The organism is Nocardia terpenica (genome assembly GCF_013186535.1).
Lineage (GTDB): Bacteria > Actinomycetota > Actinomycetes > Mycobacteriales > Mycobacteriaceae > Nocardia > Nocardia terpenica.
Map to the genome: position 1 here is coordinate 1,493,191 of NZ_JABMCZ010000001.1, position 16,288 is coordinate 1,509,478.

At 66.9% G+C, this 16,288-nt stretch carries 18 protein-coding genes and 1 tRNA gene; 10 read left to right on the forward strand and 9 right to left on the reverse strand.

Translation table 11 applies throughout. From position 1 onward, the window contains the following. Positions 1–18: 18 nt before the first annotated feature. Together HPY32_RS07035 and HPY32_RS07040 are read left to right on the forward strand one after the other, a co-directional pair. On the forward strand, positions 19–309 hold the full coding sequence (locus HPY32_RS07035) for a winged helix-turn-helix transcriptional regulator (RefSeq protein WP_067592313.1): 291 nt from the start codon (positions 19–21) through the stop codon (positions 307–309). 78 nt (positions 310–387) lie between these two features. Further along, positions 388–792: a subtilase-type protease inhibitor gene (locus tag HPY32_RS07040; RefSeq protein ID WP_067592310.1), complete on the forward strand. Its 405-nt coding sequence runs from the start codon at positions 388–390 to the stop codon at positions 790–792. Positions 793–853: 61 nt separating this feature from the next. On the opposite strand, the gene HPY32_RS07045 is transcribed toward HPY32_RS07040, so the two are convergent. Further along, entirely contained in the window at positions 854–1,303 is a 450-nt protein-coding gene (locus HPY32_RS07045) for a MarR family winged helix-turn-helix transcriptional regulator (RefSeq protein ID WP_067592307.1), read from the reverse strand. Between the two features lie 120 nt (positions 1,304–1,423). Between HPY32_RS07045 and HPY32_RS07050 the strand changes: the two genes are divergently transcribed. From HPY32_RS07050 to HPY32_RS07065, 4 genes are all read left to right on the forward strand, one after another. Continuing rightward, positions 1,424–1,858, forward strand: a complete 435-nt coding sequence (locus HPY32_RS07050) for a hypothetical protein (RefSeq protein WP_156674624.1) — start codon at positions 1,424–1,426, stop codon at positions 1,856–1,858. A gap of 134 nt (positions 1,859–1,992) precedes the next feature. Continuing rightward, a complete protein-coding gene (locus HPY32_RS07055; RefSeq protein WP_067592303.1) occupies positions 1,993–2,898 on the forward strand; it encodes a metal-dependent hydrolase in 906 nt (301 codons plus the stop codon). Continuing rightward, positions 2,895–4,004 (forward strand): PDR/VanB family oxidoreductase, encoded by a 1,110-nt coding sequence (locus HPY32_RS07060; RefSeq protein ID WP_067592301.1) that lies wholly within the window; start codon positions 2,895–2,897, stop codon positions 4,002–4,004. Before HPY32_RS07055 ends, HPY32_RS07060 begins: the two co-directional genes overlap by 4 nt. 34 nt (positions 4,005–4,038) lie before the next feature. Next, the gene (locus HPY32_RS07065; RefSeq protein WP_082871913.1) at positions 4,039–5,796 is read left to right on the forward strand and encodes an SDR family oxidoreductase; all 1,758 of its coding nucleotides are present in this window, start codon (positions 4,039–4,041) and stop codon (positions 5,794–5,796) included. A gap of 121 nt (positions 5,797–5,917) precedes the next feature. Here the strand turns inward: HPY32_RS07065 and HPY32_RS07070 are convergent, their stop codons facing one another. Further along, a complete protein-coding gene (locus HPY32_RS07070; RefSeq protein WP_067592297.1) occupies positions 5,918–6,934 on the reverse strand; it encodes a TerC/Alx family metal homeostasis membrane protein in 1,017 nt (338 codons plus the stop codon). Positions 6,935–7,174: 240 nt separating this feature from the next. On the opposite strand from HPY32_RS07070, the gene HPY32_RS07075 reads away from it, so the two are divergent. Next, complete coding sequence (locus HPY32_RS07075; RefSeq protein WP_067592294.1) at positions 7,175–8,173, forward strand: zinc-binding dehydrogenase; 999 nt, start codon at positions 7,175–7,177, stop codon at positions 8,171–8,173. Between the two features lie 22 nt (positions 8,174–8,195). Here HPY32_RS07075 and HPY32_RS07080 read toward each other — a convergent pair whose 3' ends face one another. Next, complete coding sequence (locus tag HPY32_RS07080; RefSeq protein WP_067592292.1) at positions 8,196–8,627, reverse strand: nitroreductase/quinone reductase family protein; 432 nt, start codon at positions 8,625–8,627, stop codon at positions 8,196–8,198. 118 nt (positions 8,628–8,745) lie between these two features. On the opposite strand from HPY32_RS07080, the gene HPY32_RS07085 reads away from it, so the two are divergent. Next, a tRNA-Ile gene (locus HPY32_RS07085) sits at positions 8,746–8,819 on the forward strand. Between the two features lie 191 nt (positions 8,820–9,010). On the opposite strand, the gene HPY32_RS07090 is transcribed toward HPY32_RS07085, so the two are convergent. Beyond that, positions 9,011–9,628, reverse strand: a complete 618-nt coding sequence (locus HPY32_RS07090; RefSeq protein ID WP_067592289.1) for a TetR/AcrR family transcriptional regulator — start codon at positions 9,626–9,628, stop codon at positions 9,011–9,013. Positions 9,629–9,692: 64 nt separating this feature from the next. Here HPY32_RS07090 and HPY32_RS07095 point away from each other — a divergent pair, with 64 nt between their 5' ends. Further along, positions 9,693–10,583 (forward strand): alpha/beta fold hydrolase, encoded by an 891-nt coding sequence (locus HPY32_RS07095; RefSeq protein ID WP_067592286.1) that lies wholly within the window; start codon positions 9,693–9,695, stop codon positions 10,581–10,583. A 473-nt stretch (positions 10,584–11,056) separates the two neighbouring features. Here HPY32_RS07095 and HPY32_RS07100 read toward each other — a convergent pair whose 3' ends face one another. Continuing rightward, positions 11,057–11,572 carry a GNAT family N-acetyltransferase gene (locus HPY32_RS07100; protein WP_156674623.1) on the reverse strand — a complete coding sequence of 172 codons (516 nt, stop codon included), beginning with the start codon at positions 11,570–11,572 and terminating at the stop codon, positions 11,057–11,059. A gap of 83 nt (positions 11,573–11,655) precedes the next feature. After that, the gene (locus tag HPY32_RS07105) at positions 11,656–12,183 is read right to left on the reverse strand and encodes a GNAT family N-acetyltransferase (protein ID WP_197696580.1); all 528 of its coding nucleotides are present in this window, start codon (positions 12,181–12,183) and stop codon (positions 11,656–11,658) included. A 272-nt stretch (positions 12,184–12,455) separates the two neighbouring features. On the opposite strand from HPY32_RS07105, the gene HPY32_RS07110 reads away from it, so the two are divergent. Continuing rightward, complete coding sequence (locus HPY32_RS07110; RefSeq protein ID WP_067592276.1) at positions 12,456–13,289, forward strand: hypothetical protein; 834 nt, start codon at positions 12,456–12,458, stop codon at positions 13,287–13,289. 398 nt (positions 13,290–13,687) lie between these two features. On the opposite strand, the gene HPY32_RS07115 is transcribed toward HPY32_RS07110, so the two are convergent. From HPY32_RS07115 to HPY32_RS07125, 3 genes are all read right to left on the reverse strand, one after another. Beyond that, positions 13,688–14,620 (reverse strand): hypothetical protein, encoded by a 933-nt coding sequence (locus tag HPY32_RS07115; RefSeq protein ID WP_156674622.1) that lies wholly within the window; start codon positions 14,618–14,620, stop codon positions 13,688–13,690. Next, complete coding sequence (locus tag HPY32_RS07120; protein ID WP_156674621.1) at positions 14,617–15,006, reverse strand: hypothetical protein; 390 nt, start codon at positions 15,004–15,006, stop codon at positions 14,617–14,619. Before HPY32_RS07120 ends, HPY32_RS07115 begins: the two co-directional genes overlap by 4 nt. Positions 15,007–15,304: 298 nt before the next feature. Beyond that, positions 15,305–16,285 carry a hypothetical protein gene (locus HPY32_RS07125; protein WP_156674620.1) on the reverse strand — a complete coding sequence of 327 codons (981 nt, stop codon included), beginning with the start codon at positions 16,283–16,285 and terminating at the stop codon, positions 15,305–15,307. Between the last annotated feature and the right edge of the window lie 3 nt (positions 16,286–16,288).

Genomic DNA, 16,288 nt, shown 5'->3' on the forward strand with positions numbered 1-16,288 from the left:
CTACTATGGTGGTTCGAAATGAGAAGCGCAAGGCAGCCGAGTCACGCGGCCATGGAACTGCTGGGCCAGCGCTGGATGCTGCGCGTGATCTGGGAGCTGGCGCCCGGGCCTCTGGGGTTTCTGGAACTTCGCCGCCGCATGGACAACTGCTCCTCGAGCATGCTGTCCGTGCGTTTGCAGACCCTGCAGGACGCCGGAATCGTCGTCAAACGCCCCGACAAGTCCTACGAACTGACCGCGCGCGGCGGAGAATTGAGCCGAGCGTTGGAACCACTGTGGGCTTGGTCGGAGCGGTGGTCGCGCTCGTAGGCCCGGAGGCGATGAAACGCCCGGGGGCGCCGGACCGATCGTGCAGATGACCGGCAAGTACGGAAGAGGTGATCAACCATGTCTCTCGGAGTGCGAACGGTGAGCGCGGTGGCCGCGGGAATGGCGGTGGCGGCATTGGCGGCCGCTCCCGCGCAGGCGGATCCGCCCCCCGGCCCCGATCTGTCCGCCCTGATCCTGACGGTGACGCACGGGAATACGCCCGTCCGCACCGCCGTGCTGATGTGCTCCCCGATGGCACTCGGCACGCACCCGCAGGCCGTGTCGGCGTGCGACGAACTGAATGCGGTGGGCGGCAATTTCGATGCCCTCCGCGGTCAGCCCATCCGCTTCTGTTCCATGCTGTACGACCCGGTCACACTGACCGCGGACGGCTTCTGGCACGGCACCCCGGTCTCCTGGCGCCAGAGCTTCCCCAACCAGTGCATGGCCATCAACCACAGCAACTACGTCTTCACCTTCTGACCGGCCCGCGTGCGCGGATGGTGCGGGCCGGTGGGCTTGCGCCGCAGGTGAACTCGTCGGATCAAGTGGACAGAGAGCGATACAGTCTGGCCAAATGTTCTCCCAGGAGGGCTCTTTCGGTTGCGGAGAAGCAGCCGAAGGTGACGCCCTCCAGGATGTCGAGGGCACGATCGGCGGTCTCGAGGGTGGTGCGTCCCTCCGGCGTCAGCGACACGATCTGACGGCGGCGGTCCTTCGGGTCGCGGGTCCGCTCGATCGCGCCCGCGGTATGCAGGCCGTCGAGATAGGTGACGAGATCGCCGGTGTCCAAACCGATCCGGGTTGCGAGCTCCTTCTGATGACAGGGCCCGAGCTCGTGCAGCGTGGCGAGAATGACGTGCTGATTCGGCAGCAGGCCCAGTGTGGATAACTGACTCAAATAGCGCTGGCGCACCCGCATTGCGGAGCGCACCAGTAGATAACCGAGGCGCCCGTCGACTTGCGTTGCGCCGTCCGGTGTTCCGGAATTCATTGCACGATCGTATTTGGATCGGCGGCTTCATCCGTGTGCCATCGCACAATTCGTCCGATCGTGCGTTACCCTGCCCGAAAATCGGTGTCGGCGGACGGCGACCGGGACGAAGGTATGCGCATGACAAATGATCGAATGGTGCGCGGATTGCGATCGATCTGCGCGATGGTGGGGGTTCTCGTCGCGAGCGCGGGGGCGGGGGCCTGTGGCTCCTCCGGCTCGCCGACGCCGGTGGCCGCCGACTCCCGTCCCGAAGTTATCGACTGTTCCTTCGATCAGCCCGCCGTGCGCCCGCCCACGCTGATCCTCGCGTGCGCGGATCTGGGCATGCGGGTCGAGCAGATCCGCTGGCGGTCCTGGGGTACGGACAAGGCCGAGGGTGACGGCGTCGAGCACGACAACACCTGCGACCCGAACTGCGCCGCCGGGCACTTCGTCACCAAGCAGGTCCATGTCGTGCTGTCCGAGCCGGTGCAGCCGGGGAACGTCTTCACCAAGGCCACGACCATCGATGCCGACGGAAAGGCGACGACCAGGCCGCTGACCAAGCGCTGAGCACGGGGAATCCGGACGTTCGTCCACAATAGGTGCTTCTAGGTGTAACTCCAGGTAGCAGTTACGGGTAGAATATTGCTACGCTCACGAAGAAACCGCCCGTCCGGGCAGGGACGACGAGACCAGGAGTACCGATGAAGTTACTTCCCTTTCGGACGCGCCGCGCGACGATCGATCCGGGCGAGGTAGCTCTGCACGCCCGCAACGTGCGCTTCGACTGGCGGGACACGCCGCTGCACTGGATGCCCGCCGAGCCGATCGCCTCGCATCTGATCAATGCCCTGAACCTGCTGCTGCCCGAGGGCGAGCGGATGTTCTGTCAGGCGTTCTCCGAGGCCATGCCCCTGGTCAAGGACGACAGGCTGCGCGAGCAGATGCTCGGATTCATCGGCCAGGAGTCGATGCACGCCGAAACCCACAACGGGGTGCTCGACGAGGTGTTGTCCGCGCACGGTATCGAGGTCCGGCCGTATGTGGAGCAGATGGAATACCTGTTCCGCAAAACCCTCGGCCCGCGCGAAGGCCAGGACGCCCGCGCGGAATTCCAGACCCTGGTCGAACGGCTCGGCTTCATCGCGACCCTGGAGCATTTCTTCGCCTTCCTCGGCGACTGGGTGCTCAATGCCGATCTGGAGCAATTCGGCGCCGACCCGAACATGGCGGACCTGTTCCGCTGGCACGGCGCGGAGGAGGTGGAGCACCGCCACGTCGCCCACGATGTCGCCGCCTACTTCGGCATCGGCTACGTGCGCCGCTGCGCGCTCATGCTGCTGGTGTTCCCGATCTTCCTGTCGCTGGTGGTGCGCGGCACCAAATATCTTGTGCGTCAGGATCCTTCGCTGCCCGACCTGGGCTATCCGCGGCTGCTGCTGCGGGTGTTCGGCGCCATGTGGCGGGGCGCGCTGCCGGGTGTGCCGTCGCTGCTGTGGAGCGCGGTCTCGGTCGCGCAGCCCGGCTACACGCCCGAGTCCGTCGGCTCGACGGCGCAGGCGGTGGCCTATCTGGCCAAGTCGCCCGCGGCGCGAGCGCTGGCCTCGTGACCGTCCGTCGACCCGCGCCGGCCGAGGTGCCAGCGGATCTGTACGGAAAGCGGCGGCGCGACAGGGCCATTCGGGTCTTCGACGCGGTCGCCGAGACCCGGTTGCGCTGGAGCACGCTGATCAATCGGCGCGAGCCCGCGGGCCGGGTGGACGATCACCGGCTGGCGCTGACGGTCGCCGAGCGACGGGTCGAGGCGCACGACACCGATGTGATCAGCCTGCTGCTCGTCGCGCCGGACGGGCGGGAACTCCCGGTCTGGTGGCCCGGCGCGCACCTGGATCTGGAGCTGCCGTCCGGGCTGCTGCGGCAGTATTCGCTGTGCGGCGATCCCGCCGACCGCCGCGGCTATCGCATTGCGGTGCGGCGCATTCCGGACGGACTCGGCGGCTCCGTGGAGGTCCACGACACCCTGCTTCCCGGCAGCCGGGTGGTGGTGCGCGGCCCGCGCAACGCGTTCCCCTTCGTGCTGCCGGGCTACGGATCCGAGGCGGCCCGGGTGCATTTCGTGGCCGGTGGCATCGGCATCACGCCGATTCTGCCGATGATCCGGATGGCGCACCGCCTCGGCGTCGACTGGTCCATGGTGTACACCGGCCGCAGCCGCGACACCATCCCGTTCCTGGACGAGGTGGAGGGTTTCGGCCATCGCGTCACGGTGCGCACCGACGACCGGCACGGCCTGCCCGCCGCCGCGGATCTGCTGCCGGGCGTCGGCCCCGACACCGCCCTGTACTGCTGCGGCCCGGTCCCGATGACCGCCGTCATCGCGGCGGCCGTGCGCGACATGCCGGGCGTGGAGCTGCATTCCGAACGGTTCTCGGCCCCGCCGGTGGTGGACGGCAAGCCGTTCGAGATCGAGCTGGCCCGCACCGGCGAGGTGATCGCGGTGCCCGCGGATCGCTCGGCGCTCCAGGAGGTGCTGAAAGTCCGCCCGGACGCCGCGTATTCGTGCCGCCAGGGCTTCTGCCGCACCTGCCGGGTGCGGGTGCTCGACGGCCCGGTCGACCACCGCGACACCGTGCTGACCCCGGACGAGCGGGCCGACGGTGACATGTTGATCTGTGTATCCCGCTGTGACGGTGAACGTTTGGTGATCGACCTGTGAGTCGCGCACCGCTACGGACGAATTGGAGACCCTCGTGACCGAACCGACTCCCGACGCCGAACGCACCGTCCGCAGTGACGGATTCGACCTCGCCGTCTACGAATACGGCGATGCGGCCGCCCCCACCGTGGTCCTGGTGCACGGCTGGCCCGACGATCATCACCTGTGGGACCGGGTGATTCCGCTGCTGGCCGGGCGCTTTCACGTCGTCGCCTACGACACCCGCGGGCACGGCCGCTCCACGCGCACCACCCGCACCGCGGACTACCGGCTGGACCGGTTCGCGGCCGACTTCTTCGCCGTGGCCGCGGCGGTCAGCCCGGACCGGCCGGTGCACGTGCTCGCGCACGACTGGGGATCGGTGGAAATGTGGGAGGCGGTGTGTGAGCCGGGCGCGCAGGACCGTATCGCGTCGTTCACCTCGGTGTCGGGACCGAACCTCGATCATCTCGGAACGTGGATGCGCGCCAAGCTGTCTCGCGGCGCGGCGTGGGGTCCGTTCACGCAGCTGCTGTCGTCGACCTACACGTTCCTGTTCATGACGCCCGGGCTGCCGCGGGTGCTGCTGCGGCCGCTGTCGGCGGAGCGGGTGTGGCGGCGGTTCGTCGGGCTGATGAACGAGACCGACGCCGCGAACGTGACACTGGGCCCGGCTTTTCGCGAGGACTTCTTCGACGGGATGCGGATCTATCGCGCGAATATCCTGCCGCGCCTGCTGGGTCCGCGCGAACGCCGCACCGAGGTGCCGGTGCAGCTGATCATCGCCCGCCGCGACGTGGCGGTGCGGCCCGCCGGATACGCCGACACCCAGCGGTGGGCGCCGCGGCTATGGCGGCGGGAGGTCGCGGGCGGGCACTGGCTGCCGTTCTCGCATCCGGAGCTGTTGGCCACGGCCACAGCCGAACTCGTCGACGCCCTGGACGGCGGCCCGGCGCCGCGCGGGCTGCGGCGGGCCGAGGCCGGTCGTGCGCGCGGTCGTTTCGACGATCAGCTGGTGGTGATCACCGGCGGCGGCAGCGGCATCGGGCGCGAGACCGCGCTGGCCTTCGCGCGGCACGGGGCCGAGATCGTGCTGTCGGACATCAATCTGGACGCGGCGAAGGAGACCGCCGAACTCGTCTCGGCCGCAGGCGGTGTCGCGCACGCCTACAGCGTCGATGTCGGTGACGAGGCGGCGATGGCCGAGCACGCGGCCGCGGTCGTCGCCGCGCACGGGGTGCCCGACATCCTGGTCAACAATGCCGGAATCGGCCAGGCGGGCGACTTTTTCGAGACGTCCGCGCGCGATTTCGATCGGGTGCTGCGGGTGAATCTGGGCGGTGTGATCAACGGCTGCCGCACCTTCGGCGCGGCCATGGCCGAGCGCGGCCTCGGCGGGCACATCGTGAATCTGTCGAGTATGGCCGCCTATACGCCGCAGCGCGGGTTCAGCGCCTACTCCACCAGCAAGTCTGCGGTCTTCATGTTCTCCGACTGCCTGCGGGCCGAGCTGGCGGGCAAGGGAATCGGCGTGCACACCGTCTGCCCGGGCATCGTGCACACCAATATCGTTGCCACCACCCGATTCTCCGGCGTCTCCGCGGAGGAGGAGGCGCGCAAGCAGGCCCGCTACGACGACCTCTACCGCAAGCGCCACTACGGGCCGGACAAGGTCGCCGCGCAGATCGTCCGCGCCGTGCAGAACGACCGCGCCGTCGTCCCCGTCACCCCGGAAGCCCACCTGCAGTACCACTTCCACCGCTTCGCCCCGGCCCTCGCCCGCTTCGTCGCGGCCCGCGTGAAGCTGATCTGATCCCGGCCACAAGCACGCCGGGATGACGGGATCTGGGTGTTCGCGGGGATGACGGGATCTGGGTGTTCGCGGGGATGACGGGATCTGGGTGTTCGCCGGATGACGGGATCTGAGTGTTCGACTACGGCGTGGAAGTCTCGGTGGCCGAGCCGATCTCGGGGTCGTTGCGGGTGGCGCGGAGGCTGGTCACGGTGACTACGGTCAGCACCACCACGATGACGCCGAGGGAGGCGACGGTGGGGATCTCGGGGAGGCCGCCCCAGATGCCGTGTGCCCAGTGCAGCACGAGCTTCACGCCGATGAAGGCGAGGATGACGGCCAGACCGTAGGCCAGGTGCACCAGCCGCGCCAGCGCCGCCTGCAGCACGAAGTACAGGGCCCGCAGGCCGAGCAGGGCGAACGCGTTGGTGGCGAACACCAGGTACGGGTCGCCGGTCACGCCGTACACCGCGGGCACCGAGTCGACGGCGAACACCACGTCGGTGGCCATCACCGCGGTCACCACCAGCGCCAGCGGGGTCAGCGCCCGGCGGCCCGCCTCCCGGACCGTCATGCGGGGGCCGCGGTAGTCGTCGGTCACCGGCATCAGCTTGCGCAGCAGCCGCACCGACCGCATCGAGGAGATGTCGACCTCCTGATCGTGCCCGCCGGCGGCGTCGACCAGCAGTTTCGCCGCGGTGCCCAGCAGGATCGCGCCGAACAGCAGAAACGCCCAGTCCAGCGCGGCCAGCGCGGCCGCCCCGAGCGCGATGAACCCGCCGCGCAGTACCAGCGCGCCCACGATGCCGTACAGCAGCACCCGCTGCGCCAGCGCCGCGGGCACCGCGAAGGCCGCCAGCAGCAGCATGAACACGAACAGGTTGTCCACCGACAGCGACTTCTCGACCACGTAGCCGGTGAAGAATTCGGTCGCGGGCGTGCCGCCGTAGACCGCCCACAGCGCCAGGCCGAAGACGACCGGAAGCGCGAGGTAGAACACCGTCCAGCCGATCGCCTCGCGCATCGACACCTCGTGCGGGCGCCGGGTGACGGCGAAGTCGAGCGCGAGCAGCGCGAGGATGCCGGCGATGGTCGCCGCCCACAGCCAGGGCGAACCGATCGTCTGCAGGGCGGGGGATGCGAGAACGTGGGGGGTCACTGGTCTCCTCGGGTATAGCAAAGCACCCGAGGTCTCCTTCACCCGATTGCGGGTGGCCATCCGGGGATTCCGTCGGTGGAAGCCGTACTGACCGGAGTGGCTCTTGGGAAGTACTCCCCTCGTTGCTGAGGGTAGCGAACTTTCTGCTCGGGGACCACTTCGCACCGACTTGACCTGAACTTTACTTCAGGTAGGAGGCTGGGGTTCCAGCGATCGGAACCCAGGAATGAGTGGTCGGAAATGCATGTGGTGGAAGTGAAGTCGTTCGGTGGGCCCGAGGTGCTGCGGCCGGGCGTGGCGCCCGATCCCGTGGCGGGTCCGGGCGAGGTCGTGGTGGATGTCGCCGCGGCCGATGTGATGTTCCTCGACGCCAGGCTGCGCGCCGGGTGGGGGCAGGACTTCTTCGCGATCCGGGTGCCCTACGTGCCGGGCGGGGCGGTCGCCGGTGTGGTGTCGGCGGTCGGGCCGGATGTCGATCCGGCGTGGGTCGGCAGGCGGGTCGCCACGCAGACCGCGGCCAGCGGGATCGGCGGCGGGCAACCGGTCGGCGGTTATGCCGAGCGGGCGGCGGCGAAGGCGGACGCGCTGGCCGAGGTGCCGGAGGGGCTGGACCTGGTGCGGGCTGCGGCGCTGGTCCACGACGGCGGCACCGCGCTGGCGGTGCTGGGGCAGGCGGCGGTGCGGCCGGGGGAGTGGGTGCTGGTCACCGCCGCCGGGGGTGGCCTGGGCACGCTGTTCGTGCAGCTGGCGCGGGCGGCCGGGGCGCGGGTGATCGCGGCGGCGCGGGGCGGGACGAAACTCGCGCTGGCCGAGCGGCTCGGCGCGACCGCGGTGGTGGACTACGACGAATCGGGTTGGGCCGACCAGGTGCTGGAGCTGACCGGCGGCGCGGGCGTGCACGTGGTGTTCGACGGCGCGGGCGGGAAGATCGGCCGGGACGCGCTGGGGACGGTCGTCGAGGGCGGGCGCTTCTTCGGATACGGCAATGCGGCAGGCGGATTCTTCAACGACGACGCGGAGAGCGTTGCCGCGCCGGGCGTTACGGTGCACACGCTGATGGATATCACGCGGGCCGACGGCATCGACTGGCACGCGCTCGGCGCCCAAGCGCTGGCGGCGGCCGCGGCCGGGGACTTCGAAGTGGTGGTGGGACAGACCTTTCCGCTGGATCGGGCGGCGGAAGCGCACGCCGCCATCGAATCCCGCGCGGCGGTGGGGCGGACCATCCTCACCGTGTGATTCGGCGCTGACGCCGCCCGGCTCAGCCGCGCGGCGTCAGCACGACGACGGCGATCGGCCGATCGGTCATCTTCTGATATTGCGTGTACCGGCCCTGATTGACCTTGTCCACCATCGCGAATCGCCGCGCGTAGTCCGCATCGTCCGGGTAGGTGGCCCGCGCCGTCACCGGAATCCGCCGCCGCCCCACCTGAATCTCACACTCCGGCCGCGCCTTCACATTCGCCAGCCACCCCGGCGGCCGCGGCGACCCACCGTTCGACGCCGTCACCAGAAAACTCTCCCCGTCCCGCCCGTAGGTCAGCGCACTGGTCCGCACCTGCCCCGTCTTCCGCCCCACCGTCCGCAACAGCAACGTCGGATTCCCGAGCAGCAGCCGATGCCCCACCAGCCCATCCGACTTCTCGTACACCCACTGATGCCCCCGCAGAACATTCGACAACAGACTCGCCATCACAACCTCCCGTCCGTCCCCTCCAGCGACACAGTATCCGCTACCGGAGGTCCGAGTAGGCGTATCCCCACCCAACCCGGTAGCATCGCCCCACACCCGCAGCCATCCACTGCGGTCGGGGGCGGTAGCTCAGTCGGTTAGAGCCGCGGACTCATAATCCGCTGGTCGTGGGTTCGAGCCCCACCCGCCCCACAAAGTGCGTCGCGCGATCGACGGCTACCTGCGGCACATCGAGTACTCCTTCCGGGACCGATAGGACCACGTCCGAGCTCTCGGTGAAAGCGGCGGAACCTCAGCGTGTCGCGAGTGCTGGTGTGGGACAACGAGTCCGCGATCGGACAATGGCGTAGCGGTAGACCACGACCGACCGATGCGATGAACGTCTACTGCTCGCGATGTTGCGGCGTGCGGTCGAAGAGTCTGTCGAGGTAGTAATCGATGGCGGTCAGCGCGGCATCGGGATCGATGACGTCGAAGTCGAGAAGCGGGGTGAAGCCGGTCAGCGCGAGCAGGAGGTTCGTCTCGATGGCCGGGTCACGGTCTGCGGGGATGTGGCCCTCGGTGATCGCTTGCCTGATCAGGCGTTCGGTCAGTGCTCTGCCGTCGTGGAGTCCGAGGCGGGCCTGTTCGTGCAGCTCTGGGTCGTGTAACGCCTCGAGGGTGTAGGCGGCGCTCATCCGGCTGGTGGCGCGGGCGTCCGGGTGTAGGGGCAGCATCTCCATGAGCGTCACTCGCAGTACGTCTCGGGGGTGTGGAGGTGAGCCGAGACGGTCGAGGCTTCGGGTGACGCGCCGTGCGGTCTGTTCGGCAGCGAATTCCATCGCGAATACGAGCATCGCTGTCCGGGAGCCGAAATAGTGCTGGACCTGCCCCAGGGAGGCATCCGCCTCGCGGGCGATCTCGCGCATCGTCGCTCGGGTCCACCCTTGTTGTTCCACCACTCGCCACAGGGCGCGCGCGATGGTTTCGCGACGTTCTCGGTGATCGACCTGTTTCGGCACGCGAACCCTTCCATCCGACACCATACGCCTGACATAATACAGCTGACTTGAAAAAGGAGATGCGATGAGCGCGTTCGCCGCCCCTGAGCTGGAGGCCGCATATTTCGGGGCCTACGACGCGGTGCTGGCACAGTGGCCCGTACCGGTCGAGACGGCAGATCTTGCGGGCCGATACGGAACGACACGGGTCACGTCCGCCGGACCGTCCGCAGGACAGCCGCTGGTCCTGCTCCACGGATACAGTGGCACCTCCGGGATGTGGTATCCGGTCGTCGGTTCACTGGCCGAGGAGCATCGCGTGCGGGCCGTGGACATCATGGGCGAGCCGGGCCGTAGTCGACACACCGGCGCGGCCTTGACCAGCATGGACGATCTCGTGGACTGGCTGGCCGAAACATTCGACCTGCTCGGGCTACCCACGGCCGACCTGTGCGGCCAATCTCTGGGCGGTCACCTCGCGCTCCGGTTCACCCTCGCCCATCCCGAACGGGTGCGACGGCTGGTCCTGCTCGACCCGCCCCTGGTCTTCGCCGGGCTCAGCCCCGAATTCGAGGAGCTGGGCCGAAACCGCGACCCGCACCCCACATTCGAGGCCGCCCGCGCGATGCTGGCGCCGGGCACCACCCCCGGCAGCGGGCAGGCGCACGTGGAGGCCTACCTCGACCTGCTCGCTCACGGAGCCGCGCACTTCCCGGCCTCGCCGATCGTCTATCCCCACCTGCCGGACGGGCTGACGCGCCTGCCGGTCCCGACCCTCGTCGCACTGGCCGGAGCGAGCCAGGTGCACGATTCGCAGGCGGCTGCGGAGGCCGCGCGGCGTGCCGGGGCCCATACGGTGATCGTCCCTGGCGCCGGACACAGCCTCCTGGCCGACATCGAACCCGCCCGCAGCCTCGTCCTCGAACACCTCCGGCGAACGGACCCGCCGGTCGCGGCGCAGTCCTCGGACGACTGAGTGCGGCACTGATCACGCAAACCGTGCCGGATCCAGTATTGGCGTGCCGTTGACAACGGCCCGGCCCCAAACAGCAGCCCACATGGTGTCGTCTGGTGGCTGTGCGGAGTCTGCCAGCAGCCGTTCGCCATCCGAACAAGCAATGATTCCCAGGAATCAACGATGCCGGTTTTGATCCCTAGGCATCAAAATCTTTGAGGCATAGGAATCAAGCGCGGTCGTTCTTGTCGATGGTTCCTCTTATCGTTGAGCGAGTAGGTTTTTCGCGAGTGCCGGGTGCTGTGTCGCCGGTAGCCATACCGGGCCGGGCTGTGTTTCGAAGCTGTAGAGGCTGTTTGAGATGGGGTGTCGGAGCTTGTGGTAGGAGTACGCCGGGTTGCTGGACGGAGTTGTTGGTTCCTACATGGAGTTTCGCGTGAGTATGTCGGTGGTGCCGCACCGTGTGGGGCCGTGCGGCCCCACACGGTGATCGGTTATATGCCGAATGGTGCGGCGTATCGGATTGTGCCGCAGGGCAGCGGGTGTCGGGCGTCGAGGGTGAGGGCCATCAGGGCCTCGTCCGGGACGTCGATGGTGATCCCGATTCCGTGCGTGCTGGCACGGGTGAAACCGAACCGCGGATAGTAGCTCGGGTGTCCGAGTACGGTGACGAAGCGTTCGCCGGTGCCGGTGGCGGCCCGCAGCGCCGCACGCACGGCGGCGTCTCCGACGCCGGTGTTCTGGTGTTCGGGCCACACGGCCACCGGGCCCAGGCACAGGGCCGGGACATCACCGATGTGGCAGCGGGTCAGCAGCGCATGCCCGACAGGCGTGCCGTCGTCGTCGGTGGCGACGAGGGACAGGCCGTCGATCCACGCCGGGTCGGTGCGCAATGCCTCGACCAGATCGGCCTCTTGTGCGGTATCGAACGCCGCCAGATCGATCTCACGGATGACGGGGATGTCGGCGCTGATTTCCGCGCGCGTGATCCAGGTATGACGAATTGTCATCGTAGGAAGAATTCCTTCGTGTTCGTGTGAATTCATGTGAATGCCGCCGCGGCAACCTCGCGCGACAGCGAAGGGAAGACGAATCAGGCCGTCGGCCGGGGTCGCCCGCTCACCAGAGCGTCGTTGCCCTCGGTGCGAGTCATACGCAGTTCGATGACATTCTCGTCGGCGGACGTGGCCTGTCGCTGGAACCCGGACTTCTCCAGTACCCGCACCGACGCGGGATTCGACAGTTCCACCTTCGCGAACACCGTACGCACCTCTGGTGCGGTGAACGCGAACTCGGACAACGCCCGCACGGCCTCCGGCGCATAGCCGCGACCACGCCGAGACGACACGATGCCGTAACCGATTTCGAGTGCGCGATTACTCGGCGGCCAGAACAAGCCGATCGATCCGACGATCAGCCCGCTGCCGCGTTCGACAACCAGCCGATGACCATACCCGGTCAGCCAGCCGGGATGATCCGACATCAGACCGGCAACGACCCGATCCCCCTCGGCCGGGAAGTCGGCGGCCCAGTGCGGCAGACGCTGGCCCGCGAGCACAGCGTCGATCTCGGCGCGAGTCCAGCGACGCAGAACAAGACGTTCGGTGACGACCTCGGTCACCGGGGAAACAGAAGACAAGGAAACTCCAGATCGTGGGAAACGATCCGGTCATGCGTCAGCGCACGAACCGGACGAGGACATGCCGAACACGGCCCGTGACGGCCATATTCATCAGCTCCTTCGTTCCGGTCACAACGCGCGTCCTGCGCGAGACCAACCGTAACAGGACCAACGTCAGCGACAAAGTCCAGCGAACCAACAGCCGCCGATCCCAGCTTGCCGAACCCGACGAGCGATCTCGAATCCTGCTTCGCTCAGGGAGAATCGACGCCATGGCCGATCTGACGCTGACGCCCGAACGTCGTGATCAACTGGCCACCCTGCTCGGCGACCCGAACCGCCTCCGCAGCGAGTATCCGAAGGTTGCCGACTACCTGGACGCGGCGATGCTGCCCGGCAGCGGCGACGACCAGGCCGACGCCGCATTCGACCTCCGGTTCGTGAACTACATGACCGGAGGCGACGCACAGAGCCGAAACCCCTACTGGGACATCGTTGCTCCATCGGTCTCGCTACGTGACAGCCGTCGAGTGGTCGACGGTGGCCGCCTCCAGGGCAGTGCGCGGCTGGGTTTCGCGCAGACGATTCTGCAGGCGGTCTACGCCTACGCCATCCCGTCGCCCGAGACGATCAGCTGGATGACGGATTTCTGCGCTGGCCGCAGCGTGGTCGAAATCGGTGCCGGGCGCGGGTATTGGGCGGCGCAGTTGACTGCCGCCGGTCTGACCGTCGACGCCTACGACTCCGAACCACCAGATGCCGCCGAGAACGTCTCGTTCCCCGGCGCATCCGGACAACGCGATACTTGGCATCCTGTCGGCGATCTCATGTCGTTCGCCGAGCGAATCCGCGGTCGATCCGACCACGTACTGCTCCTATGCTGGCCACCCGGCTGGGGCAACGACATGGCATCGACAGCGCTCGCCGAATTCGAACGCACCGGGGGTGATCGCCTGGTGTTCATCGGCGAGCCCAAGGGCGGCAAGACCGGCGATGATGCGTTCTTCGATGCCCTAGCGTCAGGGTGGAAGTTGGAATCGGAAGATCCGCAGTACGTTTCGTGGTGGAACCTCAGTGATGTGGCTCGAGCCTGGGTGCGCCACTAAGCGATGCCTGCGAATCGAGCCCGCGTCGCTCTCGGCACCGGCGCCAATCGGGGAATCGGACGAGAAGTCGCGCGACAACTGCTGCTGCGCACATCACCACTGACGCGGATCGTCAACGTCAAAATCAATTCTGCTGCGCCCGGCTACACCGCGACCGATATGAACCGTGGTGCGGGCGTCCGTAACTGTCGAGCAAGGTGCCGCTGCCGTCGTGCAACTCGCGCTGTTGCCGGGATGACGGACCGTCCGGCGGGTTCTTCAACGACGAAGGCGCCGTAATGTGGTAAATCAAGCTTCCCACTGACGCGATGAAGCCACCACGATGTGTCGGGTGCAGGTGAGATGCTTTGGCTTCCTGTTCAATTCGCGGAGGCTCGAGTAGTGAGCCTGACGGTCGTTCAGCTCGGTGCCGGGTGAGCCACCGCCGAGCGGTCGCGTCCGGTGCCCCTGGCGATCTCGAAAACGTCGTCATCGATCGTGATCGAGCTGTGCGTGATCCACTCGATCCACTCCGGTGGCCACTGCGTCGCGGTCGACCAACGCAATCCGGTGAGGTCGATCCCCTCCAGGTTTTCCCCGCGCAAATCTGCGCCCCTGACATCGTTCAAGACGCCGTAAAACACCTGCAGGCTGTGGGAGAGGCGGCGGCTCCACTGGTGGAGGTCGCGAGCGCGCTGCACCACCGCCTCTCGGCTGCCGCGAACGCCAGCGGAAGCGAAGACGTTGATGCGATCCAAAGCTTGGAAGCGATCGAGGCCAAGTTCCTGATACGCGGCGAGCACATCGGGCGGTGCATAGCTGAAAAGGTCGCTGCCGAAGAAGAGCTCGACGATGCGAATGATGTCGGTGACGTATCCGGTGACCGTCTGTGCGTGTGCCCTTCTGCTGCGCCGCTGCTCGAAGCGGCCGAGGATTCCGTACGGTTCCTGATTCGGCTGAGACGAGTTGACCAAGTAGAGCCGCAGGTGATCGGTGATGCTGAGCAGTTCCCCCGCCAGCATGTAGGCATCGTCAAGGCCGCCCGCCAGGTTGGAACGGAGACGAAATCGTTGCTGTGGTGGGATTCGTGCTCGGAATACCGAGGCCGGATCAGCAGAGCCATGCTCGTTCGGTGGCAGCTGCGGGTTGCTCTCGACGGATCGACGTTCGGGTGCGGCAATGGTCCGAGTGGATCGGTCGGCATAGGTTGGTCGAGGACCAGCCGACAGGGGCAGCGGTCGGTGAGAAGCGGCGGCGGCGATCCTGTCGAAGAAGGTGACTGGGCGGTTCACCGGATGCCCGACGGCGACGGGTGCGGTGAGGCGGCGATGAAACCGGGCGTATACGCTCATTCGAGGCTCCCCGATTCCTCACGGGCTTCAACAGTGCTGTCGAGTGGCGTTTGGAGCCCAGGTAGCTGAGTGCCAAGGTCTTTGTAGGCGAAAGCGCGGGTGAAGATGAGGGATGCGCATACCCCGGCCCACGCCGCGTCGTGATACGAGGACACGACCTTCACCAGGGTCAGCACCGCTACCCCACCCCCGGCTACCAGCAGGCGCAGCAACACGGTACCCCAGTAGAACCCGGCAGTCTGGAGCTCCGGATACCGCCCCCGACGGATCTCGTACCGGCTGCGCCACGGGTTCCGGTGATACTTACGACGGAACAGTTCCAGCTCAGCCACGCCCGCGACAAACGCTGCACCACTTGCCAATACAGCAAATTGCACTGCGTTCACAATGGTAGGGTATCGCTGTCCGGTCCGAGACCGCGCCCGATCCCACAGAAGACAGCCCCGCGCAGAGTCAAGACACTCGACGCGACCGTCACCGAGCAGGACGACACCGTCAAGTTCCTTCTGATCGCCGCCGCGGTGCTGGTGGTCCTGCGCGTCGTACTCGGCATTGTCGCCTGGCTCACCTGACTGTTAATGCGTACGCCTCAACCTGTTGTCGCGTATGCATCAACATGGTCGGTCAGAAGGCCAGATTCGTTGCCGCCCTGGCTGTTGCATAACCGTGCGTGTTCGTGGGGCCTTACTTCCGGCGGCGGGTTGGGTTGTTCCGCAAGTATCTGCGGCTGGTGCCAGGCCGCCTGGGCGTGGGCGGTTTCGGTGACTGAGAGGCCGGATATCTGATTTGGGCAGTGAGGAACGCATAGTCGGCGTGATGGCCAACCCGGAATGTTGCGGGTTCGACCGGATCCTGTTTGCCGAGGAAGAACAGCCAGCTCTTGGCTGTTGTGCCCACCTGTTCGCGGGCCTCCTGCTGAGCGACGCGGATCTCGAGTCGAAGTGCTGCACGGAGTTTTGGGTCCCATTGGGACCAGTCGATGACGACTCGATATGAGCGAACGACCCGTGCTCGCGCTTCGCAGTCCCGCTCTCCGGCATACAGCGACACCTCGGCGGTTGTTTCGGTGAATACCGGGTCGGTACTCCATGCCACCTGTGCGTAGAAGATCCGGAGGTGTGGGTATTGCACGATCTTGTCGGATTCCAGCCGCTTGAATGCGTATTGGTAGTGCTCCGCATCCACATCAGGAATGTTGATACGCAGGATCGTTCGACTATTCGGATAGCGAACGAAGGTCCGGCAGAACGGTCGGATCGTGGAGGCTGTGGCCTCCCGCAAGCCCCGGCTGGTGTCGGAATCATCGGAATCGGCATTGCTACGGCTGGAATGCTGAGCGGGTTCCACGCTCGAATTGGGATCGACTTGTTCGCGAGCGGTCGGTCGAACCAGCTGGTACGGCACACTGACTCCGCCGAGGCGTTCGGACCGCGCGGGTTCCAGTGGGCCTGCGTTCTTGATCAGGACAGGATCACCCGCGGCGTGGCATGTGGGTCGATGTCCAGGGTGTGCCCGGAAATGCGGCAGAACATGCTTCGATGTCAGTGCTACCGGAATCATCGAACATCCACACCCGATGCATTCATACGGTCCGCCGCCAGCGCTGTACGCCAGTTCGACTGCATCCACGATCAGCTTCCGACCGCTGTCCCATGCCTGATCCATACC

What these genes read in the sequence shown, in the direction of transcription:
- HPY32_RS07050 (WP_156674624.1), top strand. Translation starts at nt 1,424, where the DNA reads ATGACAAATGATCGAATGGTGCGCGGATTGCGATCGATCTGCGCGATG.
- HPY32_RS07035 (WP_067592313.1), top strand. Translation starts at nt 19, where the DNA reads ATGAGAAGCGCAAGGCAGCCGAGTCACGCGGCCATGGAACTGCTGGGC.
- HPY32_RS07055 (WP_067592303.1), top strand. Translation starts at nt 1,993, where the DNA reads ATGAAGTTACTTCCCTTTCGGACGCGCCGCGCGACGATCGATCCGGGC.
- HPY32_RS07075 (WP_067592294.1), top strand. Translation starts at nt 7,175, where the DNA reads ATGCATGTGGTGGAAGTGAAGTCGTTCGGTGGGCCCGAGGTGCTGCGG.
- HPY32_RS07045 (WP_067592307.1), bottom strand. Translation starts at nt 1,303, where the DNA reads ATGAATTCCGGAACACCGGACGGCGCAACGCAAGTCGACGGGCGCCTC.
- HPY32_RS07095 (WP_067592286.1), top strand. Translation starts at nt 9,693, where the DNA reads ATGAGCGCGTTCGCCGCCCCTGAGCTGGAGGCCGCATATTTCGGGGCC.
- HPY32_RS07040 (WP_067592310.1), top strand. Translation starts at nt 388, where the DNA reads ATGTCTCTCGGAGTGCGAACGGTGAGCGCGGTGGCCGCGGGAATGGCG.
- HPY32_RS07115 (WP_156674622.1), bottom strand. Translation starts at nt 14,620, where the DNA reads ATGAGCGTATACGCCCGGTTTCATCGCCGCCTCACCGCACCCGTCGCC.
- HPY32_RS07125 (WP_156674620.1), bottom strand. Translation starts at nt 16,285, where the DNA reads ATGGATCAGGCATGGGACAGCGGTCGGAAGCTGATCGTGGATGCAGTC.
- HPY32_RS07110 (WP_067592276.1), top strand. Translation starts at nt 12,456, where the DNA reads ATGGCCGATCTGACGCTGACGCCCGAACGTCGTGATCAACTGGCCACC.
- HPY32_RS07080 (WP_067592292.1), bottom strand. Translation starts at nt 8,627, where the DNA reads ATGGCGAGTCTGTTGTCGAATGTTCTGCGGGGGCATCAGTGGGTGTAC.
- HPY32_RS07100 (WP_156674623.1), bottom strand. Translation starts at nt 11,572, where the DNA reads ATGACAATTCGTCATACCTGGATCACGCGCGCGGAAATCAGCGCCGAC.